This window comes from Robiginitomaculum antarcticum DSM 21748 (assembly GCF_000365025.1).
In the GTDB taxonomy this organism is placed as follows: Bacteria; Pseudomonadota; Alphaproteobacteria; order Caulobacterales; family Maricaulaceae; genus Robiginitomaculum; species Robiginitomaculum antarcticum.
In genome coordinates this window covers 191,524-215,577 of the sequence record NZ_KB823013.1, presented here as the reverse complement: position 1 = coordinate 215,577, position 24,054 = coordinate 191,524, and the positions used below count along the sequence as shown (strand labels likewise).

17 protein-coding genes are annotated in these 24,054 nt (G+C 49.5%); 3 read left to right on the top strand and 14 right to left on the bottom strand.

Annotation, left to right across the window (positions count from 1 at the left end; all coding sequences use genetic code 11):
* Positions 1–389: 389 nt before the first annotated feature.
* The 13 genes from H142_RS0110465 to H142_RS0110395 all read right to left on the bottom strand — a co-directional run bounded on the left by H142_RS0110465 (position 390) and on the right by H142_RS0110395 (position 14,234).
* Complete coding sequence (locus H142_RS0110465) at positions 390–1,172, bottom strand: MauE/DoxX family redox-associated membrane protein (RefSeq protein WP_017932091.1); 783 nt, start codon at positions 1,170–1,172, stop codon at positions 390–392.
* A 25-nt stretch (positions 1,173–1,197) separates the two neighbouring features.
* Complete coding sequence (locus tag H142_RS0110460; protein WP_017932090.1) at positions 1,198–1,740, bottom strand: DUF305 domain-containing protein; 543 nt, start codon at positions 1,738–1,740, stop codon at positions 1,198–1,200.
* Between the two features lie 91 nt (positions 1,741–1,831).
* Entirely contained in the window at positions 1,832–2,164 is a 333-nt protein-coding gene (locus tag H142_RS0110455) for a potassium channel family protein (protein WP_233341667.1), read from the bottom strand.
* A gap of 98 nt (positions 2,165–2,262) precedes the next feature.
* Complete coding sequence (locus H142_RS0110450; protein ID WP_033315252.1) at positions 2,263–3,606, bottom strand: APC family permease; 1,344 nt, start codon at positions 3,604–3,606, stop codon at positions 2,263–2,265.
* 17 nt (positions 3,607–3,623) lie between these two features.
* Positions 3,624–5,852, bottom strand: coding sequence for a copper-transporting P-type ATPase (locus H142_RS0110445; RefSeq protein ID WP_017932087.1), 2,229 nt, complete (start codon positions 5,850–5,852; stop codon positions 3,624–3,626).
* A gap of 250 nt (positions 5,853–6,102) precedes the next feature.
* Entirely contained in the window at positions 6,103–6,528 is a 426-nt protein-coding gene (locus H142_RS0110435; RefSeq protein WP_017932085.1) for a hypothetical protein, read from the bottom strand.
* Between the two features lie 322 nt (positions 6,529–6,850).
* A complete protein-coding gene (locus H142_RS0110430; RefSeq protein WP_017932084.1) occupies positions 6,851–7,927 on the bottom strand; it encodes an acyltransferase family protein in 1,077 nt (358 codons plus the stop codon).
* Positions 7,928–7,956: 29 nt separating this feature from the next.
* Positions 7,957–9,093: a DUF2231 domain-containing protein gene (locus H142_RS16865; RefSeq protein WP_017932083.1), complete on the bottom strand. Its 1,137-nt coding sequence runs from the start codon at positions 9,091–9,093 to the stop codon at positions 7,957–7,959.
* 9 nt (positions 9,094–9,102) lie between these two features.
* Entirely contained in the window at positions 9,103–9,912 is an 810-nt protein-coding gene (locus H142_RS0110420; RefSeq protein WP_017932082.1) for a copper resistance protein B, read from the bottom strand.
* The gene (locus tag H142_RS0110415; RefSeq protein WP_017932081.1) at positions 9,912–11,834 is read right to left on the bottom strand and encodes a copper resistance system multicopper oxidase; all 1,923 of its coding nucleotides are present in this window, start codon (positions 11,832–11,834) and stop codon (positions 9,912–9,914) included. Before H142_RS0110415 ends, H142_RS0110420 begins: the two co-directional genes overlap by 1 nt.
* Positions 11,835–11,879: 45 nt before the next feature.
* Entirely contained in the window at positions 11,880–12,362 is a 483-nt protein-coding gene (locus H142_RS16370; protein WP_199351245.1) for a copper-binding protein, read from the bottom strand.
* Between the two features lie 324 nt (positions 12,363–12,686).
* Positions 12,687–13,121: a DUF2946 family protein gene (locus H142_RS0110400; protein WP_017932079.1), complete on the bottom strand. Its 435-nt coding sequence runs from the start codon at positions 13,119–13,121 to the stop codon at positions 12,687–12,689.
* Between the two features lie 198 nt (positions 13,122–13,319).
* Complete coding sequence (locus H142_RS0110395; protein WP_169331849.1) at positions 13,320–14,234, bottom strand: DUF547 domain-containing protein; 915 nt, start codon at positions 14,232–14,234, stop codon at positions 13,320–13,322.
* Positions 14,235–14,994: 760 nt separating this feature from the next.
* On the opposite strand from H142_RS0110395, the gene H142_RS15400 reads away from it, so the two are divergent.
* From H142_RS15400 to H142_RS0110380, 3 genes are all read left to right on the top strand, one after another.
* Positions 14,995–18,420 carry a TonB-dependent receptor domain-containing protein gene (locus H142_RS15400; protein WP_017932077.1) on the top strand — a complete coding sequence of 1,142 codons (3,426 nt, stop codon included), beginning with the start codon at positions 14,995–14,997 and terminating at the stop codon, positions 18,418–18,420.
* Positions 18,421–18,658: 238 nt separating this feature from the next.
* Complete coding sequence (locus H142_RS0110385; RefSeq protein ID WP_017932076.1) at positions 18,659–20,656, top strand: alpha/beta hydrolase family protein; 1,998 nt, start codon at positions 18,659–18,661, stop codon at positions 20,654–20,656.
* Between the two features lie 139 nt (positions 20,657–20,795).
* Positions 20,796–21,950 (top strand): GNAT family N-acetyltransferase, encoded by a 1,155-nt coding sequence (locus H142_RS0110380; RefSeq protein ID WP_017932075.1) that lies wholly within the window; start codon positions 20,796–20,798, stop codon positions 21,948–21,950.
* Between the two features lie 34 nt (positions 21,951–21,984).
* Here the strand turns inward: H142_RS0110380 and H142_RS0110375 are convergent, their stop codons facing one another.
* Positions 21,985–24,054, bottom strand: a complete 2,070-nt coding sequence (locus H142_RS0110375) for a M13 family metallopeptidase (protein WP_017932074.1) — start codon at positions 24,052–24,054, stop codon at positions 21,985–21,987.

The following is a 24,054-nucleotide window of genomic DNA, read 5'->3' as shown; positions in this document are numbered from 1 at the left end:
AACATACGTAATTTCTGCGGTCGAGACGCAGACTAAAGTCTTTTTTTGGGAAGTAGTGTAATTAAACCAGCAACAAAAACTAACGCCAAAAACCAACGAACTCGCTGTTCGTCAATAGTTGAAAAATAATTCAGCCCTCTAGCAGCCAGCGTAATAAATATAAATATTAGCAGGCAAACTAAAAATGAAAACAACCTCTTCTTCATTCAGAAACCCTTTTCAATAAAGTTGTTTTGCTACCGTACTCAGAAATCATCATTCGGTTCCTGATTTGGTAGATATGGAATTAAATTAACAATGTTACCTCCAATTTTATTACCGAAAGCCCCAAGTCTGATACCATTTGAAGCGGATATACGGGCGGTTTGCTGCCAAGCCGCCCGTCATCTTTAGATCAGCGCTTTGACAATCATCCAGAGACCCATGCCCATCATGGCAAGGTTTTCAGTTAGCGAAATAAAGCCGAGGGGGACATTCGCTCCGCCGCCAACGCAGGCACATTTCAGATCGCGCTTGTCAATATAAACGGCTTTGACAACGGATACCGCGCCAATGGTTCCTATAAATAGCGCCACAGGCGCAGCTATAAGGCCAAATATACCGCCGGCCACCATCAAAATCGCCGCAAAGGCTTCTCCGAACGGATAGATATAAGCATATCTGACAACGCGGCGCGCCAGAACATCGTAGCCCAGAAACATATTCGCAAAGGCTTCCAGATCGCGTAATTTCAGCATGGCAAGCATGCCCATCGAAAAGGCGATAAACCACTCCAGTGACCGCAGGTTAAAGATATTGCCCAGCGTCGCCCAGCTCGCGGCCAGAGCGAGCAGCGCTGAAACCGCAAAAACAACTAAAACAGGGGTATAAGTTTTGGCTTCAGGGTCTTTAATTTCATATCCAAAATATTTGCGCAGACTTTCAAAGCCGCCAATGCGCTCCCCCTTAATGAAGGTTTGCGGTGTGGTTTCAACGTCATGCTTTTGTTTAAACGCGTCTGTCTCTTCGCGGCTTGTCAGCCAGTTATCTTCGACTTCGAAGCCCTTACGCTTCAAGAGATCGACCGTTTTAAGGCCAAAGGGACAGATATGCTTATCCATCACCATGCGGTAAACGACGGCCTTTTTATTTTGACCAGTGCCTTTTACAACCAATTCTTCTGTGATGCTCATATCTGTCTCTTTTTCTTAATTCGCTTTAAAGTTTGCCTTCGAAATTAGGCACGGACCGTGTTTCCGCTTCGACTTTACTTGTGGCTTTTCCATTGGCACTGATGTCGTTAATTAACCATTCCATTTCCTTGATTTCCCGGCGTTGGGCTTTGATGATCTCATTGGCTAATTCGCGAACGCGGACGTCTGATATTTCAGCCCGTTCACTTGTCAAAATTGCAATGGAATGATGCGGGATCATCGCTTTCATCCATGCACTGTCCTGAACCGTCTCCTGACTGCGCACCAGAAAAAGCGCGGCAATAAAGATGAGTACACTGCCCGCAAAAATAGCTAAATTTGCGGTCTTGTTTTTATACATTCCCAGCATGAAGGCGAGCATAATGATCGCCATGGCCGCGCCCATATAGATGGCCATATAGGTGCGGGTTTCGCTAAAGCGGACATGACTTAATTCATAACTGTTCAGATACATCAGGCCCAGCATGACCACGGTGGATGTTGCGATCATAGCAAAGAACGTGCCATAATTGCCGCTCATTTTTGCGTGTTTCATTTCGTTTTCCATTGATATTTCCTTCACATTTAAATTTTCGCGCCTTTTTTAAACACCTTCGTATTGGGCGGCGCCGCAAGAACCAATACGAATAAATACAGCACTAGTTGCCGTTATTCTGAGGCGACTGCTTTTTCATCAGCATGAAAAGGAAAGCCGCAGAGCAGGAGATAAGTAAAAAGCCGTTCAGCGATTCTGCGCCTGCAATAAATCTTAAGTGCCCGGTCGGGTAAATATCGCCGAGACCGAGAGATGTGTAGTTCACTAATGAGAAGTAGAACGTGTCCATAAATGTCATAGGCGCATCGACCTCCTTAAAGCTTCCCAGACCGAAAGCCTGTCCGACCTCAAATCCGGCGGCATAAAGCCCCGCTTCAAAAACATGCGCGCAGGCCACCCCGATAAGGCCAAGCTGTACGCGTAACCCCCGTGCCATAGGCAATCTTGTCAGATGGGTCATGAGTGCTGACATAACGCCGTAATGCACCGCGCCGCACAACCCGTATAAAATGAGCGTTATAAAGACGGCGCCTATCATGAGTGCGAGTCCATGTGAGTGGTTTCTAAGCCAATTCCAACTTCTCTCATTTTTTTGAGATAATAGGATTCCAATACGTAAATGCCGACAAGGCCAACCGCCGCGATGCCAAGGATAAGGGGATCGTTCATCGCCTTCATGATGATAAAAGCTGTCAGCGCAATGGCATCAAATATGATCGCCAAAATTAATATAGTGGGTCTCGCCCCGACATCGTCGCGAAGATATTTGAAAACGCCCCAATGAATGACAATGTCCATCAGCAAGTAAAAAATAGCGCCTAAAGAAGCAATGCGGGTTAAATCAAAGAAAGCGGCCAGTAGCCCTGCCATAACGACCGTATAAATCAGCAAATGCGTTTGCAGACCTCCGGGCAAACCAAAGTGCCTGTGCGGTATCAGCTTCATCTTTGTGAGCATTGTTAGCATTCGAGATACCGCAAATACACTGGCGAGCAGGCCGGAAGACGTCGCAATAATTGCAATGATGACGGTAAAGATTACGCCGGTCTGGCCGAGTGTCGGACGCGCGGCTTCTGCCAGCGAGAAGTCTTTCGCGGCAATAATAGCGTCTATGTCGAGTGCGCTCCCGACTGCGAGGGCCACAGCCAAATACACAATGAGGCATATTGCCAGTGATATAATGATTGCCCGGCCCACATTTTTTTTGGGATTGGTGATTTCACCACCCGAATTCGTAATTGTCGTAAAGCCTTTGAAAGCCAGAATTGCCAGAGCCATGCCCGCGATAAAACTCATCGGTGTTACAGTTGTGTCACCGCCTGCTTGCACGCCGGATGCCGAAGACAACCCGCTCCCCCATAAGATAATAAATGCAAAAACAAGGATGCCGCCGATCTTCAAAATTGCGGTTAATTTGGATATGCCGCCAATAAATTTATTGCCCGCAATATTTACCAGAAAGGCTAAAAATATCAGGCCTAAAGCCAGGGCTGGAACGAGAAGGGCCGTATTTTTTACATCGAAAAGCTGCAAACTGTAGGACGCAAATGTTCGGGCGACTAAGCTCTCATTGATAATCATGGAAAAAACCATCAGGAGCGACGCTGCACCGGTGATCACGGAAGGGCCGTAGGCTTTTTTCAGGATCATAGCGATGCCGCCGGACGACGGATATTTATTTGAAACTTTTACATAAGAGTAAGCGCTAAACCCGCTAATGAAGGCTGCAACAAGAAATGCTATCGGAAAAGAGGGACCGGCAAGTTCGGCGATCTGCCCGGTCAGAGCGAATATCCCGGCGCCAATCATGACGCCGGTTCCCATAGCAACGGCCCCTGACAAACTCAGAGACCCCGCCTTATAGCTGTCCTTGTTCATTTCCATTATCTACAGCCCTAAAGCTGAACGCTTCGCAAGCGCAGCGCATTTGCAATGACAGAGACCGAAGACAGACTCATCGCAGCGGCCGCTATCATCGGGCTTAAAAGTATGCCGAAAAATGGGAACAGAACGCCCGCTGCGATGGGAACGCCCAGTGAATTATAGATAAAGGCAAAGAACAGATTCTGGCGGATATTGCCCATGGTCGCACGCGAAAGATGGCGAGCCTTGGCGATTCCTAGAATATCACCTTTAACAAGCGTAACGCCTGCGCTCTCCATCGCAACATCGGTTCCCGTGCCCATGGCGATCCCCACATCGGCTTGCGCAAGGGCGGGGGCGTCATTGATCCCGTCGCCTGCCATAGCGACGATTTCGCCTGCGCTTTGAAGTTCACGAATGATACGGTTCTTATCCTCGGGGGAAACATCGGCGTGAACAACGTCAATGCCAATTTGGCGCGCGACGGCATGGGCCGTACCTGCGCTATCGCCTGTTAGCATCACGACTTTTAAACCTTCAGCGTGCAGACGTTTAATCGCTTCGGGCGTTGTCACCTTAATGGGGTCGGCGACGCCTATGAGACCGGCTGCAATGCCGTCCAGCGCAACAAACATTATGGTCTGCCCCTCTGATCGATAAGTCTCGGCGGCCTCTGCCAATTGCGCGTCATAGGCTCCAACACGTTTCATCATTTTTGTATTGCCAATGGCCACAAGTTTGCCGCCGAAGCGGCCTTGCGCGCCTTCGCCTGTGACGGATTCAAATTCCGTTGCATTGTCAAAACTAATGCCGCGGTCTCGCGTTCCTTCAACGATGGCTTGTGCAAGAGGATGCTCGCTCGCCGTTTCAATGGCCGCAACATGAGATAGAAGCGTTTCCTCAGTGATATCGCCTTGGGGTTTGACGGTGACAAGCTTCGGCTTTCCTTGGGTCAGCGTTCCGGTTTTGTCGACCACGATGGTTGTGACTTTTTCAAAAGTCTCAAGCGCTTCAGCGTTTTTAATCAGGATGCCGTTTTGAGCGCCCTTACCCGTACCGACCATAATGGACATGGGCGTGGCCAGACCAAGGGCGCAGGGGCAGGCAATAATCAGCACCGCGACTGCATTTACGATAGCAAAAGCCATGGACGGATCAGGGCCAAAAATCGCCCAAATAATAAAGGTAACAATTGCGATAATAACAACTGCCGGAACAAAGTAGCCGGAGACTGTATCGACCAATTTTTGAATAGGCGCGCGAGACCGCTGAGCTTCGGCGACCATGCGGACAATTTGCGCAAGCAATGTGGCGTCGCCGACGCGGGTCGCCGTCATAATAAGACCGCCCGTCCCATTGACAGTGCCGCCCGTAACGGAATCACCGCTGTGTTTCTCGACGGGAATAGGCTCGCCCGAGATCATGGATTCATCAACGCTGCTGTGACCATCTAAAACCTCGCCATCAACAGGCACTTTTTCGCCGGGCCGAACCCGCAAATGATCGCCTGTTTCAACATGGCCAAGATCAATTTCCTCTTCCGTGCCGTCCGCATTAATACGCGTCGCTGTCGGGGGCGCGAGTTCAAGCAAAGCGCGAATGGCGCCGGAGGTTAGCGACCGGGCGCGCAATTCCAAGACTTGCCCCAACAGAACAAGCGTCACAATCACGGCAGCCGCTTCAAAGTAGACGGCGACATGGCCCGCCTCATTACGGAAATTGTCCGGGAATATAGACGGGAAGAAAACGGCAATTAGCGAATAGATAAACGCAACGCCGACGCCCAGTGCGATGAGCGTGAACATATTGAGGTGGCGTGTCTTAAGCGACTGCCATCCGCGTTTGAAAAATGGCCAGCCCCCCCACAGCACTACAGGCGCTGCGAGCAGCATTTGGAGCCATTGTGCCCAAGCTCCCGGCACAAGATCTTCCAAGGGACGTCCGGGAATTAAGTCACCCATGGCATAAATAAATAAGGGGAGGGTGAGCAGAGCCGACACCCAAAAGCGCCGGGTCATATCATCAAGCTCGGATGTATCTTCTTCGTCGGTCAGTGAAATGTTTTCCGGCTCCAATGCCATGCCGCAAATCGGGCATCCGGTATTAGAGATCTCGCGCACTTGCGGGTGCATCGGGCACGTATATACAGTGCCCGAATGACCCGCTGGGACGTGATCATATTTCGCCTCATCCCCGGCGGGGACGGCGGTGTCTGTATGACAGCAATCATGATTTTTGTGGGGATGATGCGATTTTGTCATGCGGAGGTCCTTCGATTGAAGAAGTTATAGAGCGGCACATAAATAAGGGCAGAAAACCAGCCATAGAAAGCAGCCCAGGCCACGCCAATGAAATAGCCTGCGATTGACCAATGAAAACCGGGCATGAGCGGAGCCCAGGCCTCATGCATATGCATAGGCATTGGCGTGAGCAGACCCCAAAGCATACAGGCTGTGAAGCTGATTATGAGGAGCAGCGAAAGCGCTGCTCCCATAGGAAGAATTTTCACCGTTATGATCCGTCACTACCGTCCGCGGACAGCATCATGGCGCAATGTTGATCCATCATGTCATGGTTCATTTTACCGTCACCCATCATGCTATGGTCCATAGTGCCGGCTTTGTGCGCAGCGCATTTTTCCTGCATTTTAGCCTTCATGTCCGGCATTAATTCCATACAGGTTTGATGTTTTTTCATCATCTCGGGTGTCATCATTTTATGGCCCGGCATATCGCCCATAGTTTTACCGGACATCATCTTGTCATGCATGGCTTGGCAATCCGCGCGCATGGCCGTTTTTGCAGCCATCGACATGTTAGATTTTGTAGCCGCTGTATCGCTCTGTGTCGCAACGCTGGCACAACCGGCGAGTAGGGTGAACAGCCCGGCACTCGTAATTATGAGTGCATGCTTTCGGTTTTTATATAAGTTAGTCATTATAGTCTCCTTCTCTCTTTTGAACACGGCCCATGATCTCATTGGGTGAGCCTCAATGTTCTGAATTTGCCAAGCGTTTCGTCGTGCTTTGCAAACCCTTTCCCCAATTATTCAGCTGAAGCGGATTTTTTCGTGCAGCAGCATGACTGCCTCGCCGCAGTTTGGTGTTGCGGATTGGGTTTCTTTTTCGGTGCGCAGCAGCTTTTTGAAGCTGGCGCATCTTTATCGACAGTCTGATTTTTATCTATCATTTGGGCGCCCTTTCTATACGAATATCATCTTTCATACAATACCCCTAGGGGGTATAACAAGTCGCAAGTTTTTAAGTTCCTTCCATAGTGTTCTCCGGTACGAACTGTTGACGTTTCTTAGACTTCAGTTTCAGAGCGGGTTTCTCAATGAGGTGCCATGAGATGGCAGACAACAAGAGAAATACTGGAATGGAATAAAGCGCGAGTTTTGCGGGGCCCACCTGCGGATTAAAAAACAAAACGGCCTGCATGACCGGATAATGCCAGATGTAAATGCCGTAGGAATAGTCGGGAAGTTTGCGCAGCGGCGCGAATGTTTTATCTGTTAAACCAAGGCGCAGAATCAAACCTGTAAGGGCAAGGTTGCCCAGAAGTTCTCCCCCGAAACCACGGCCAAACAGCAGGAAGGCTGCAACCGCTATGGCAACCAAAATCCAATGCGGCCGCCGCGCTTCGGGAAACTGCCACAAACACATGCCCATTAGAAATGCGCTGGATAAGCGTAGTAAAGGCAGCAGTCCGGTCGGCAAGGTCGAGAAATCAATAAACAGCGGTAGTCCGAGATAAGCACTTTGAACGCCCAAAAACGTAACGAGCGTGAGAACGCGGCTTTTCAAAAGCCCGACTGCAAACCCGATGGCGGCTAAAATATAAGCCACAATTTCAAATCGGATAGTCCAAAGGGGTCCGTTAAAATCCTCTTCAATATTACCGGAAAATATTCCGCCGGGGGCATTTTGAGGATCCCCAAGCGCCAAAACGCGAAGAACATATAGCCAGTTTTCTGTCGACCCTATGGCCGCTGCGCCACCCGGTTTTGAAAATATCGTCGCAAACACAAATATAAAGGCCAACATTAAAACGATAAGGGCAGGGTATATTCTCAAAGCGCGCGATACCGCATAAAGTTTTAGATCGCGGCGCAGATCAAGACTCTTGGCGATCAGAAGCCCGCTTAAGACAAAAAATCCGTTCACCGCCATATAACCGCCCGTCCATTGGTGAATGCGGATTGGTTCATAAGCCGTGGTCAAAAGAAAGATATGACCCAAGGCGACTAACCCTGCTAAAACCCACCTGACAGCCGTCAGGTGGTTGCCGCTCATGAGCGGATCGCGGGGTGTATCATAGCTTGTAGTGGCAACCATATTACGCTTCCCTTAAGGCTTAAGTTCAATCACCGCGCAGCACGGGACGATGAATGCGTATGCACAACTTTCCATTCGCCATCAATTTTTCGAAAGAGCCATGTTTGCTTGCCTGTATTGTCGATAACGCGGTCTGATTTTACAACCGTTCCCCGCACCGTCGTACTGGCTACAGCCCAGGCAAAATTGCCTTCATAATAAATTTCCAAATCAGAAAGGCCGAGTTTTAAATCTGGAATGGAATCCTTCTCCGGCTCGACATGATTTTCGACAAGATCATTCAGGCCCGTATTCTGACCACCCGATTCAAAGTAACGGGCGCCCTCGAAATCAAGGAAATGCCTTCGGAACGGGGTTCCATTGCCATCTTCCCATCCTTTTTGGATAGCCGTGATAATAGACTTAATCGCCTCATTATCAGCGCTTTGCGCATCATTATTGTGATGACCGTCACTGTTGTCATGATCAGTCGGAACAACAGTTTCGGGGGCGTCATGGTGGCCGTCAGAGTTGTCATGTTCTTGGGCCGCGTCTGCCGGCATAGCGTCATGCTGACCATCACTATTGTCATGACCGGATGCAGCCCCGGCTTGGGGCATAGCATCGCCATGATGACCATCTGAATTATCGTGGTCACCCGTATTGACACCGTTAGGCATGGTCATAGTTTCACCGACGCTACCACTTCCGTGCTCATGGTCATGACCGTCACCTGTAACTGCGGGCATGCTTTGAACGCCAAGTCCATATTTAAAGACGATGTTGCCGCCCCACCATGCAGTGACAGATAAAGACAAAGCCGCGGCCGCCAGCAATCCAAGGAATATCCCGCTCGGCGCGCTTGCACGTTTAGAGTATCGCCATATCGCTAGAATGATAATCGCAGTGCCGGACGGAACAGCCCAGTTTCTGTGCGTGGTCATCGCCTCATGGGACGGACTGTCGTGAGCCACGGTGTAATAGGCATAAAACCCGGCCGCAATTGTTGCGACTATGGCAATGGCGCCAAGCGCAAGCATCCAATCTCCGGCAGCTTGCGTATTATCGCGTCTGGAGCCGCGCGGAAAGAAGCGGCCTAAAATATAAATGAAAATTGCACTTAAACTCAGCGCAAAAGCAAAATGAACAAGCATGGGATGAATGTTCGGTTCGATAAGTCCCCCCATAATAACCTCCTAAAACCAGGTCCGAAGACCAATTACGGCGACAATCTTATCAGGATCCCCACCACTCCTGCGTACAAAATCAGCCGTGTCGCCAAAGCTTTTTTGCCACTCCACGCCGATATAAGGCGCAAATTCACGGCGGATCTCGTAACGAAGCCGCAGTCCTGCATCGAGATTTGTAATGCCTGATCCGATGTCCAGTTCAGGAATGTCTGTCGCAGAAAAGCCGATCTCGGCGCGCGGCTGCAAGGTGATACGCTGCGTAAAGCGAAGATCATATTCAGCCTCGACTGAGGCAGACAAATCTCCGTCTGTTGATAAAAATGCCGCAGCGTCAATTTCGAACCAATACGGCGCTAAGCCTTGTACGCCGAGGACGGCATGAGTGCGGCCTTTGGGCTCTAAATCATAGCGAACGCCCGCTTGCAAATCCCAAAACGGAGCAATCGCCCGCGAATATAGAGCCTGCACTTCGGCGTCTTCTATCTCTTCATCTTCCAAAGCATATTCACCTTCGGTTTTAATGTAGAGCTTATTGATATCGCCGCCAAACCAGCCTTGCGCGTCCCACAAAAAGGAGCCGTCTCCGTCAGTGTCCTGCCATTCCAAACGATCGCCCATAATCATAAAATTGGGTATGTTTCCGTTAGATTTTTGAACAGCTTCGCGTGATCTCGCCATAACGTCCGCGCCCCAATATTTATCGGCCATAGACCATGGCGCGGGATCGTCTGAATCCTGCGCAAAGGCGGCTGGAGATAAAATTGTAACAGTCAGAGCTGCGACAGAAGCGAATTTAATCAGGTGAGATAAAGTCATTATTTCGCCTCCTTCATATTATCATGACCCATTTTTGAGTGATCCATTTTAGAATGATCGGCTGGCATAGACTTCATCATCATCGGCGTCATTTTCTGCGGGTTGGGCAGGACAGAGACGACCTGCATCATGCCGGCATGCATGTGGTAAATGAGATGGCAGTGAAATGCCCAATCCCCGACATGTTCTGCCGTGACATCCACAGAGAGCTTTTCGCCCGGTTTAACAACGATCGTATGTTTGCGCGGCATGTGAGTGCCGTTCTCATATCCCGGGATTACCACGTCAAAGAACATACCGTGTAAATGGATGGGATGCGGCATCATCGTATTATTGACCATAGTCAACCGGACACGCTCGCCTTCCATAAATTTAATCGACTCTTTGACTTCAGAAAATTTCACGCCGTCAAAGGACCACATATACCGCTCCATATTGGAGGTCAGATGCACCACGACTTCGCGTCCCGGTTTACGCGTGTCCTGATTGGGCTCTAGGCTGCGAAGCTGGCTGTATGTTAAAGTTCGATGGGGCACGTCCGACAGACCGATGCCTGGCTCGTCAAGGCGGTTAGTCGGCATGGCCGCGACATTCACCACGCCGGGACCCACCTCAATATCGGCTTCCATTTTGGCAAGCTGAACAGGAGGGCCGTTCGGGTTGGGGCCATGCCCCATTGCCGCGTGATCGGGGGCTGCGTGATCCATGCCTCCCATTTTACCGTCACTCATGGCGCCCATATCATGGCCCATTTTTGAATGATCCATCTGGGCAGAAGGCTTCGCGTTCATGTCCGTCGTTGCGTCGTGATCCATGCCGTCCATGCCGCCCATGGACGAGTGGTCCATGCCCATATCTTTCATGGTCAAAGTGGGCACAGCGCGCAGGGCTGACGCCTTTGCGCGCATACCGGGCTTTGGCGCCAGAGTTGCGACCACCTGACCAGAGCGGTCAATAGACTCGGCGACAAAGGCAAAGGGCTTTGCTTCGGTTGGCTCTACAATCACGTCATAAACTTCGGCCACGCCCATTTGGAACTCATCAGTTTCAACCGGACGGACATTCAGACCGTCAGCCTGTACGACTGTCATAGGCAGGCCGGGCATACGGACATTAAACAGCGTCATGGCCGCCGCGTTGATAATACGAAGTCGCACCCGCTCGCCCGGATTAAACACCATATCAAAATTATCAGCCGTGCTATGTCCGTTAATCACGTAAGTATAAGTCTCGCCCGTCACATCGGCGAGGTCATTGGGTGACATGCGCATAGCGCCCCACATGCCCAGAAGACCTTTGGGATTGCTGACCGTCGCTTGATTAAAATTCAGGCTCTCGGCATTCTTTTTCAGTTTAGCAAAAATGCGGTGCGGATCGGTGAACGTCCAATCCCCCAACATCAATACATATTCACGATCATAGGACACGGGATCGGCGTCTTTAGGATCGATGATGATCGGGCCGTAATGGCCGCTCTGTTCCTGCAAACCACTATGGGAATGATACCAATAGGTTCCGTTTTGCGGGACAGCATATTTGTAGGTAAATGTTTCGCCGGGCTTAATACCCGGGAATGTGACGCCGGGAACCCCGTCCATTTGGAATGGCACGAGCAGGCCGTGCCAATGAATAGATGTGTCCACGTCTAATGTGTTCTTCACATTCAGCGTGATATCGTCTCCTTCGCGGAAACGGATCAGCGGAGCGGGAATGCTGCCATTCACCCCCACCGCTGATGCCACGCGACCATTAATACGGGTCTTGAATTTCGACACTTCCAAATCAAAATTTGTGCCCGTAAGGGCAGGGATGCCCATATTGCCCTCAGAGGCCGATACAGCCCATGCGGGCACGAGGCCGGACACGCCTAAAGCTGCCCCGGCTCCGAGGGATGATGTCAAAAATCTACGGCGATTGTACATAGTGCAATCCTTATAATATTGCGTGAAAGATGCGGCGGTGTAGCTTTAATGCTTCATGCCGTCGTGGCTCATGCCTTCGTGTTTTTGTTCCCCGGACTTCATGTCGTCATGTTTCATGCCGTCATGGTCCATTTTATGCTTGTCGGAGCCGTGCTTCATGTCGGCGGCGCATAATCCTGCAATGACATTGGTGTTTGTGGTTGGGCAGATTTCAACAAGCGGCAGGCTACCGTCTTGGGCGCGGTGCAAAGTAAACTGTACGGTTTGACCTTTTTTCAAATTTTTCAAATCAACGTCTTTGCCGACGGAGAAATTCATCGTCATGGCAGGCCAACTAACCGCAGGGATGGCGCTATGCGCGAGGTTGACAATACGTTTTTTTCTATCCACTTTTTTTATAGTTCCCAAAACTTCGATCATGTGCTTGGCGCGGGCTTCCATCATGGCGTCATGGGTCATTGAACCCTGCTCCATTTTACCGTGCTGCATGTCGGCGTGGTTCAATTCGGGTTTATCCGCCTGGCTCATATCATGGTCTGAGTGGCCGCTCATTTGTGCGAGAGCGGTGGCGCTGATTAGCGTAGCAGTTATAGCGGAAGCTATTAAACGGGTTGTTAAAGTCATGTTATTTTCCTGAAATAGGGTTATTTTTCGGGATTATTGGCGGGTCAATCGACCACTGTGAAAAGTGCGGCAATGCCAAGGGATCAAAATTTGGGGAGTGATAAACACGCGCCATGCCACCTTGGCATTGCCGATGCTGGGCGCGAATATGCCAATGTGGGGCGGCAAAACACGCACAGCTGAAATTGCGAAAAGCTTAGAGCCTTACGCAATCGCATAGGTGCACGTCTAAATCAGGGAGCGTGTTTGTAGCTTAACCGGGCCGGGGCTGGAGAGCGGTCGGGGCGGGTTATGCCATCGGAGTCCGGAGCGATTTATGTCTGCCACGAATGCGTAAACCCTGGGAGCCGGAAGAGAATATCGCGCCACATATATTGTCGGCACGTTATAAACATATGGCGTCGTATCCAGAATCACCGATAAGGCAACTGTATCGTCACAATGTGAGCATTTCGCTTTATGTTCGTGCTGGCCGTGGTTGGGCGGGGAGGCATCATTGTTCGCCATCTGATTCATATCATGGCTGCTCATGTGGTCAGTTGCAAAAGACGGATGAGCGGCCATGATGCCGCCCGAAGCCACAGGCATACAGGCGCAAATAAGCTGCACAATACCGAACATAATAGCGAAAGCTGCGATCAGTCCTGCTCTGATATATCCCATTGGCATAGAGTATAAATCCCGAATTCGTACCGATTTATACCCCCCCCTTGGTATTTGTCAATGTACAGACTTTAAGGGGTACAGGCACCGCGTAACGTGAACCTGCCAGCCTGTGGTGAATATTAATTTAATACGCACTCAAATTATATAAAAAAACCGCCTGAAACAGACGGCTTTTAAATGGTAATGATATTTAGACTATTGATCGCTTTCCGTCTCCGGTTTCGGCTCTACGGGTTTGTCAGGGTCAACGGCGTAAAGATCTTCGATGACCACCCAGCCTTTAGGCTGCTGGCCAATAACGCCGCGGCCGCGAAGAATGTCCTGCTTCTTACGCACCTCCGTTAAAAGCCTTTGTGTATCAGCTGACATACTCAGTTGCCCGCTAATCGGAGCGCCAGAACTCCCCAGACGTTGCCCCCCGGATAGGTCGGCAACCATTGTGTCATAACGGTCAATACGGATGGGCTCGCCATTATTCAGATCAGCCAGCAATTTGTCATCGTCAATATGGGTCGACAAATGGGCGGTCAGATCATGATCCCAATCCGGGAAATAGTAAGGCGCGGCTTCCTGATAGACAGCTGAAACATTGCGGTGGCCGAGCGTGCGGTTAAAACCCCGCAGAGAATTTGCAAATTCATACCCGTTATCATTGAGCGTATAGTTCAAGTTCGACGCTTCGTAAGCGTAGCGCGGCAACATTGGACTGCCGATGTCGCCCCGGTAAAAGCCGTAAATCACGTTTGAATTAGACCAGTTCGGATAAACAATCTGGGTACGGATGTCGCGCGGGGACATTTTTATGCCGCTGACCTCAATAAATTTTGCCTCATCAAGCTTCACTTTGCGGTCATCCATCTTGATTTTGATGTCCGCAGGTCTTTTAGTGGGATAAGCAATGGCGATCTGCTCAATCACCGAGACATTATGCAGGTTAAACCAATAAGCCAATTGCTCATCGCGGGATAGGGAGGTCAAATCAACCCGGTCCGGAAGGCTCTGCAAGTCCTTGCGGTATTCTGTTAGGCCGGCGCGATATTCGTCCGTAATATAAGCAAAGGTGAATCGTGAGCCTTCAAGACGATAAGCGCTCTTGTGCCCCTTTACCATTCTTGAGCCAACTTGGGCTTGTGGACGTGGTGCGCGGACGCGTATTGATGGTCCGAGATCTAAAACTACATTCTTAAGGGCTTCATCCCAAATCTCATAGTCGATGCGTGTTGATTTCGTATTTGTTTGCGGCGCGAACTTTTCGAAACCAGCCTGTGTTGTCATTATAGCTTTTTGCGGTGCGGCTGCTAATTGGACATAATCATGAGATTGAGCCGTATCCGCACGATTAGCCGAAGCTGCGCTTTCGGGTTGAGCGGCAAGTCCAGAAGGGGCAAAAGTAAGTGCGGTGCTTATGGCGAGGCACGAGGCGCAACTGCGCCATGATATGGTATTTGAATATTTGGACATCATCGGAACAGCCTTTTGCATATATAATGTATAATGGGTATTAAACCGCTTGAACGCAGTCATTTATTTATCGTTTATCAGTATATACTATCTGTTTATCAATATCAAACTTAAAAAGTGAATTTCTGCTGAATTTTGGAATCACGCTCACTTATCTGAATATATAAGCGGTAGGTGTATGCAACATTTGTTAAGCTGAAGGCATAAAATTGCAGAAATCTTGGTATTTTGAGTTACGTATTGCCATATCTAGTGTGATTTTTGTGACCAAAATGACACGGTTCAAGATTATATGCAGATTAATGATGTGAAAGCTTGCCATATATTAATGTGATAATTAAACGTTCGTAATCTGTGATGGTTCCGCTCGGGGACATCCGGCTCCACTTTGGCGTTAAAAGAGAGATTTATGACACACCTAGACCTTAAGAAGCTTTTGCTCGGCACTAGCGTTTTAGCAGGTTTCGCGGCCGTGAGCTTTGCCGCTCCTGTATATGCGCAGACTGTTGACCAAGTCGAAGACCCTATAAGAGTTGAGACTATTAATGAGAATGACGATGTTCGCGAAGATGACGAAGTTGTCGTCACAGGTTCGCGCCTGAAAAAATCGACGTTCAACAGTATCACACCGCTACAGGTTATTGATACAGATTTGGCCGCTGATTCAGGATTGTTTAGTCCTGTAGAAATTCTGCAGACCTCTTCTACGGCTTCCGGTCAGCAAATTGACTCAACTTTCTCCGGTTTTGTGCTGGATAACGGCCCCGGCTCTGAAACAGTTGATCTTCGCGGCCTCGGTGCTAACCGGACGCTCGTCTTGATGAATAGCCGCCGCTTAGCCCCTGCGGGTGTTGAAGGTGCGCCGACTCAAGTGTCGATCAACCTAATCCCGGAAACAATGATTGACCGGTACGAAATTCTGACTGACGGTGCATCCTCAGTTTATGGTTCGGACGCTGTTTCCGGTGTGATTAACGTAATCACAAAAACAGACTTTGATGGTCTGGAGCTCGATATCCGTGCTGATTCGCCAGAATATGGCGACGGTCAGGATTACACGATTGGCGCCAGCTACGGTAAGTCTATTGACCGCGGCTTCATCGGCGGCGCTGTAGAATACAGTTATACTGATCCATGGACGCTTGCTGACCGTAAATTCCTGCAAGGCTGTGATGAATATCAAGAAGTCACAACTAACGGTGAAATCCGCAGCATCAACCTTGAAGATACTGAGCGCTACACAGAACAAGGCCTAAGCTATCCAGCCACGTCATGTCGTGACGGCGGAAGTATCTCCCGTCAAGCCGGCTATCTGGCCCCACTCGTTGCAAGTCCGCTCTCCTTCCTCTTTGCCAATCCGGCTGGTGGTAATTCAGGTGTTCCCGGATTTGATACATTTGCGCGTCCATTCGGCGCGGCTTTGGATCAGGATGGTGATGGCGTCTATGATACTCCGCTTTCCAATTTAACAACTAATGGTCGCCAAAACGAATTGCAGCAGCTTCAGAGTGAGCAAGCGCGCACGAGCGTGTTCTTTAACGGCCAATATACATTTGAAGGCGAGATGAATATCACGCCATATTTTGAGTTTTTATATTCTCAAAACAATATTAAAAGCCGCGGTTTCCAAGGCCAGCTCTTCCCCGAAGTTCCAGGCAATAACCCGTTTAACCCGTGTAATCCGGCTGCAGCCGGCGGTCAGGATTGCGGCCTCGTTTATGATCAACTGGTGCAAACCCCTGAATACGTTACTCAATTCCAAGCTGTATTGAACAATATCAATCTTAATGCCTTTGGTACGGACAACTGTTTTGGCCGCGGCTTTACCGCCGCATGTTCCCCTGCTGCATTTGGCGCTCTTAACGGCCCGGCCGGCCCAATCGGCTTCCAACCGGTTGTCGGCGTTCTTAATGACCGTAATGTCAATGATATCCAGCTTGCTCAATCCCGTCTTGTGACAGGACTTAATGGTGACCTTCCGGGCATTAACTTTGGAACATTCTCTGATTGGTCCTTCGATGTTAGCGGCTCTTACTCATGGTCTGACAGTACATCCGAACGTCTTGGTGTTCGCGGTGACCGTCTGGCGCTTGCTTTGGGACTGGGTATTGACCCGGTGACTGCATTATCCACTAACCAACCCTGTGATACGACAGGGTTTAATATTACCCCTGACGTGTCTGATGGATGTGTGCCCGTAAATATGTTTGCACCGTCACTTTATCAAAGTCCGGCCGGCAACTCTTTCGCAAGTCAAGCTGAGACAGATTATCTGTTTGATAAGCGCAGCTTCGCAACACAAACCAGCCAGCTGATCTTTGATGCGATCGTCCAAGGTGATGTGTATCAATTGCCGGGCGGCGACGTTTCCATGCTTTTAGGCGCGCAATTCCGTCGTGATGATGTGAATTCAACGCCTAATCTCGTGGCATCGCAAGGCTTGTTCTTTGGCTTTGCCGGGGATCAGGGCGCGCAAGGCAAGAGAGACATTTCCGAAGTTTATGGTGAGCTCTCAATTCCTTTCGGAACGGGTACCGTTGGTTTCCGCGAATTTAATGTTGATCTTGCGGGCCGTGTTACGGATGACGAGTTCTACGGTACGAACAGCACTTATAATGTGAAGGCAGGCTATCGCCCGATCGATTCTCTTTTGCTTCGTGGTACTATTGGCACATCATTCCGCGCGCCGAATTTGCGTGAACTGTTCTTGAAACGCCAAACAGGCTTTACTAATATTGTTGACCCATGTGTTGCAGGCGGTGCAGCCTTCAGAAACATAACGACCACAATCGGCGATCCACCCAACTTTGTTTATGATCCAACACTTGACCAACGTGATGATGCAGTTATCGCAAATTGCGCGGCGGCAGGCTTAACACCGGATTTATTTGGGTCCACGCAGGGAGCCGTGTACAACTCTGAGGTTCTAAGCGCAGGTAATCTTGATCTTGATCCGGAAGAGTCAGACAGCTACACACTTGGCTTCTCGTTCGAACAGCCATTCACTGATAAATTTGATCTCGAATTTGGGGCGACTTATTACAAAATTGAGATTGAAAACACAGTGATTGAGCCTACCGCATCCTCTGTTTTGGGGGATTGCTATAGACGCGGTCCAACGCAGTCAGCATTTTGTAACTCATTTACACGGAACCCGGTAACTGCGGCAAACAATCCCGGCAGAGTTACGCTTGTTGATACAATCTTCTCAAACCGCGACCTTGAAACCGCGGAAGGTGTAGATATCAACGCTGTATTGAGCAAAAACAACATCAATGCCTTGGGTAAATCCTTCGATTTCCGGTCACGCCTCCAAGCCAATCATCTGCTTGAGCGTAATCTTGAAGATCTGAATGATGAAGGTTTGCGTGATGTGACTGAGTTTAAAGGAAGCTTCGGTTACTCTGAATGGCGCGGGTCATGGACGAATTATGTTGATTTTGACCGCTGGCGTCTAACGCTGTCTACATTCTTCCAAAGCGAAGTTGAGACACGTGAGTTTGAATCAGATGGTGTCACACCGCTTCGTACAGTTGCAGCATTTACAAACTACAATGACAGCAACAATGACGCAGTAACATGTGCCGGTCCTGCTGCGGGTGATGTGAATTGTCGCCCGGTCTTCTTCGCAGACTCTTACTTCACACACAGCCTGTCTGTGCGTTACCGTGGAGATGATTGGAACGCAGTTGTCGGAGTTAGCAATATTTTGAACGAAGAGCCGCCTCGGATTGATACGCGTGAACAGTTCGGTATTTCAAATACACCTCTTGGTTATGGTTACGACCTTGAAGGTCGTGAATACTTTATTCGCTTGAATAAAACATTCCGCTAGTCTTTTAGCGCTCTAAGACTTGAACCCGTAGGCTTTGCCTGCGGGTTTTTTTATGCCTGTGTCTTGGCTGAAAAGTAGATTTAACCCGTCCTGCAAAGTTGGCCATCATGCTTTTGGATGAAGGGTAGCTGCAAATAATTATCGTTTAACAATAAATACTGCTTGATTTCATCGGAATATATGTGTTATCGATAAACAATAAGGAGAACACATCTCCGATAATAAAACGGGTAAATCTATGAAAAAGTTTCTTATCGCAACATGCGCCGCTACGGCCATGCTTTCTGTGCCAGGCGCGGCATTCGCTTCAACTGCAGCTAATGGTTATACAGCCGCTGAACCTGTACCGCTGGAATACTGGGCTGTACGGGATGCATTATCCAATGTGTCAGTATCGCCTGACGGCAAATATATGGCACTAATGAAAATCGAAAGCCGCGATGGAGATCCCTTCATAGAAGTTTACGACACATCTGATCTATCAGAGCCCGTGTCACGGTCAAACGCAAAGCCTATGGAATTTGAATCCATTTCTTGGATCACCAATGACCGTTTGTTCGGTGTGTCTCGCAAAATTGTAAAAACCACCGTCAAGCAACCAGAAGATCATATTTTTGGTTATAAAGGCTTCTTTTATGACGTAAATAAGAAGAAGTTTAAGCAGATTGACGGTAGTTTTGAGCTTGTGTCTTCACTCCCTAACGAGCCTGACCATGTTTTGCTGGCTGAGAGTAATGGTCCTGCTGCAGTTTCTTCAGGCGACCCATATGCGGGTAACCGTCCACGGTCCTATTTTCGCGTAAATACAAAGACAGGGGCTAAACAACTCGTGTATCGTGGCGGTGGCAAACAGCGTCAGGCCGATTTCGATATTAACGGCAATGTCAGGTTTTCTGAAGGGTGGGATGTTACATCAGATGAGCATATGTATTATTACCGCTCACCAAGCGATACATCCTGGCGGGAATTCCTGCGCGTCCCGGCTGAAGAGTATACAAAATTAGATTTCAACTGGGTTGGTGATGTACCGGGCGGCGACGGCACTGTAGGTCATGTCTTGGCCCGCAATAACGAGGATACGGTTGCGCTATGGGAATACGACTTTGTAAATTCTAAATTTCTCAACAAAGTTTATGGCAATGATAAATACGACATTATGGGTGTTAGCCGCGGTAATATACGTGCTGGCGATGATGAAATTAAAAGTGTTTACTGGTTTGCCGACGGCGTTGAGCGTCATTTCTTCGACCAAGATGAAAAGTCTATGCTCGAAAAGATCATGGCTGCAGTTCCAGGGTCCGACCTCACAACGCTCTCAATTGTTAGCCGATCAGAAGATGACCGTACTATGATCGCTAGGAATACGAGTGATATGGATAGCGGGACCTATTATCTGATTAAAGATGGCAAGCTTCTTAAATTGGGAAGCCGCAACCCTTTACTTGGATCAGAAGACTACTCCAAAGTAGAGTATGTCGAATTTCCGGCACGCGATGGTTTGACTATTCCCGCTTATGTGACCCACCCCAAAGGTGACGGTCCGCATCCGCTCATCGTACTCCCGCATGGTGGCCCTTATGTTCCCGAAGTCATTGTATATGATGAATGGAGTCAAATGCTGGCTAATAACGGCTACATGGTCGTGCAACCACAATATCGCGGGTCATTGGCTCATGGGTACAATCACTACATCAAAATGTGGAATGAGCATGGTTTGGCCATGCAGGATGATAAAGATGATGCGGCAAAATTCCTGATCAAACGCGGTGATGTAGACGCAGATCGCGTCGGCATGTTTGGTTGGTCCTATGGCGGTTATGCAGCGCTGGTCGCAGCCTCCCGCGAAGATCAAATTTATCAGTGCACTATTCCTGCAGCGTTCGTTGCGAATGTGTCCAAGCAACATAAGAACCGTTCTGATGATACAATTAAGTATTTTGATGAGCTGTCAGCACAGCGAGGCACGGTTTCCGGCATTGATCCTATGAAAGAAGTTACGAATGTGAATGTGCCTATGCTTCTTATTCATCCGCGCCAGGATCGCCGCGTCATGTTCTACCATTTTGAGGACTATACTTCGGCATTAAAAAAAGCGGGTAAAATGGATAATGTGAAAACACTGGTTTTAGATAAAGCCGATCACTTCCTGTTCTCGCATCGTTACGATCATAATATTACATATTACACTGAAATTCTGGACTTCTTACAAAAAGATTGCGGTCCCGGCGGCCTGTAGCCCCACCCATATTGTAATAAAAACCCCGCCTTGTGCGGGGTTTTTTATGGCCTCGTTTAAAGCGCGTGCCTTAAGGCTGCAGAAACCAAATATGTGTAAGATGAGGACTTGATTAGATAATGCCGGGCGGTAGGGCTGCATGACGACGACCAATCATAGCAAAGTGAAACGCGCAGTGCAGTTTTCCGTCTTAAGCGCTAAGGAGATCACTGAACCGCTTAAAGCAAAGTGGAGTCACATGCAGGCCGCTAATCCGGCCCTCTACAGCCCCTATTTCAACCTTGATTACACGCTTGAAGTTGCCAAGCTTCGCGGCGACGTCCGGATTATCGTGGCCTATCAATGCGGCGAGGTGGCTGCATTTTTACCCGTACAGGGCAAGCAATTTGCCCGTCCGGTTGGCGCTCCCATGACGGATTACCACGGCATGATATGCCATCCCGATAGCAATGTTGATATCAAAGATATGCTGGGGACGGCCGATATTGGCGCTTACCACTTTTCCGGTTTAATTCATTCAAACGCGGTGCCTCACACTCGCAGCGAAAAAATCGCGGCCACAGACATTTCGATAGGTGCAGAAGCTTGGCGCGCTGCCCGCGGGAAGTCTTATCGTAACATGATAAAAGGCAATAACCGCCGTATGCGTAAAGCAGAAGCTGAAATCGGCCCCGTGCGCACCGAATTTGACGTGCGGGATGAAGAGGCATTCTTAACTGCATTGCGGTGGAAGAAGGAAAAATTTGCGGCGACCGGGAAATATAATGTGCTAGGCACGGAGTGGACAGAGACACTTTTGCGAAACCTATATGCCCGCCGCGCCCCGGATCTACGCTGTGAATTACACGTGCTTTATATTGGCGACACTATGGCGGCGGCGGATTTGGGACTTACCGATGGTAAAACCTTCCACAGCTGGATCGTCGGATATGACGAACAATTTCACGCATACTCTCCCGGCTCTCAACTGCTCGAGCAGCTAATCGATTCATCAAAAACTCTCGGTTATGATAGGCTTGATCTCGGCTCCGGAATTGAGGGTTATAAGAAACATTATGCCGGGATAGATATAAGCGCGCAATCCGGAATGATCGCCGCGTCGGGGCCTGCGGCGACCTTGTCAAAGGTTTATGACGCCGCTGAACGCTTCGGGGAAAGCGTGCCTCTTGGCGGTCTGGGCAAACTTCCCGGCAAGTTTCGGCGCCGTTACTCGCAGATAGCAGCCTGTGACCCAACAGCCAGTGGACGCGCCCTGGCTATGCTATCAGCCATAAAAAATGCCGGGAAATCCTGAGATATCCCGGCACATAATCTAAACCCGTAACGGATTATTCCCAGATGCGCACCCGTTCTTCAGGCGGCAAATAAAGCTCGTCTTCCGTCGTGATATTGAAGGCTTCGTACCACGGGTCAAAGTTACGCACGATTCCATTTGCGCGGTATTGGCCCGGGCTATGTACATCCGTTTTCAGGCGCGACAGAGCGGCTTTTTCAAGGTATTTTGCCTGCCAGATTTGCGCATAAGCAAGGAAGAACCGCTGATCGCCGGTCAATCCGTCAATCATAGGGGCCTCTTGTCCGCCTAAAGAGCGTTTATAGGCTTTATAAGCCATGGTGATACCGGTCAGATCACCGATATTTTCGCCCATTGTCATCGTGCCGTTAACAAATTCACCCGGCAGCGGTTCAAAGGCGTCATATTGCGTGCCTAAACGCGAGGCCCGGGCTTTAAAGTTCTCAGCGTCCTGCTCAGTCCACCAATCTTCAAGCATGCCATCGCCTGTAGTTTTTCGGCCCTGATCGTCAAAGCCGTGACCCATTTCATGGCCAATGACTGCGCCGATACCGCCGTAATTTACAGCCGGATCTGCATTGGGGTCAAAGAAAGGCGCGTCCAATATAGCGGCGGGAAAAACAATCTCGTTGAGCGAGCTGTTATAATAGGCATTTACCGTTTGCGGCGTCATGCCCCAGACATCGCGGTCAATTGGCTGCCCAAGCTTGCCAACGCGGTCATTCCAACGCCAAAGTCGCGCAGATTTTACAGTCCCGATAAGGTCGTCCTTATCAACATTCAGGCCGTCATAATCTTCCCACTTATCAGGATATCCGATCTTGGGATTGAACTTGGCCAGCTTATATTGGGCCTGCGTTTTGGTATCCTCGCTCATCCATTCCAGGTCATCAATACCTTCTTTGAATACAGCGCGAAGGTTCTCGACAAGATCTTGCATTTGCGCTTTGGAACTTTCGGGGAAATGGTCCTGGACGTAAATCTTACCGACCAGTTCGCCGACTGTGCCGTTGACAAAGGAAACGCCGCGTTTCCAGCGCGGACGCTGTTCTTTCGTGCCGCGAAGCGCTGTACCGAAGAAATCAAAACTGGCATTATCGACTTTTGACGGCAAATATTGCGAATAATCATTGATCAAATGAAACGCCATATAGTCCTGCAATACAGGAACCGGAGTAGCCACAACAACTTTTGCGCTGTCTTTAACCGCAGTATTTTGGGTCAAAACGATATCGTCAATGTCGCCGATATTCATCAGTTTCATCATCTCGGCCCAAGGCAGACCGGGGGCGTAACTATCCAGCTCCTCCATCGTCATTTTATTGTAGGTCAGATCCCGTTCACGGCGCTTCTCGCGCGTCCAGTGCGCGCGGGCAATATCGGTCTCAAACGCCAAAACATTTTCGGCGCGCTCCCGCGGATTATCTTTTCCGGCGGCTTCAAACACCGTCGTCATATAGTCCAGATAAGCCGCGCGGATTTCGATATTGCTGGGCTTGTCGTCGAGATAATAGCTGCGGTCCGGCAGCGCCAGTCCGCCCTGTCCCATATAAGTGATATATTGAGTGGTGTCCTTACTGTCGATATAGACATAGGGACCGAACGGCAGAGTCAAATCATTAGAGCGATCCGCAAAAGCCAGAGCAATATCTTCGTGACTGCCGAGTGCGTAGATTGCATCCAGGTCAGCCTGCAATGGCGCCATGCCTTTTGTCTCGATATTGTCCGCGTCCATAAAGGATGAGAACAGATCACCAATACGCTGCTCTGCGCTACCCGCATTGCCGCCTGTTTCGGCCGCAGATTCGATAATATCACGAACGCGCAGCTCAGCCTGATCGGCTAGAATATGGAACGATCCATAGCTGGAACGGTCAGCAGGGATTTCGGTATTATCTAGCCATTTGCCGTTTACATAACGGAAGAAATCATCGCCGGGCTTTACGGTCTCGTCGATATTTTCTAAAGCGATACCGAAGCTGCCGAGCTTGGCGTTAACCGGGGCCGGGGCTTCGGTAATGGCGGGCTCTTTATTACACGCGCTCATAAGGCTGGCTGAGCCCAGCGCAAGCGCTGAACCAAGAAGTAGGGATTTAAAAGTCAT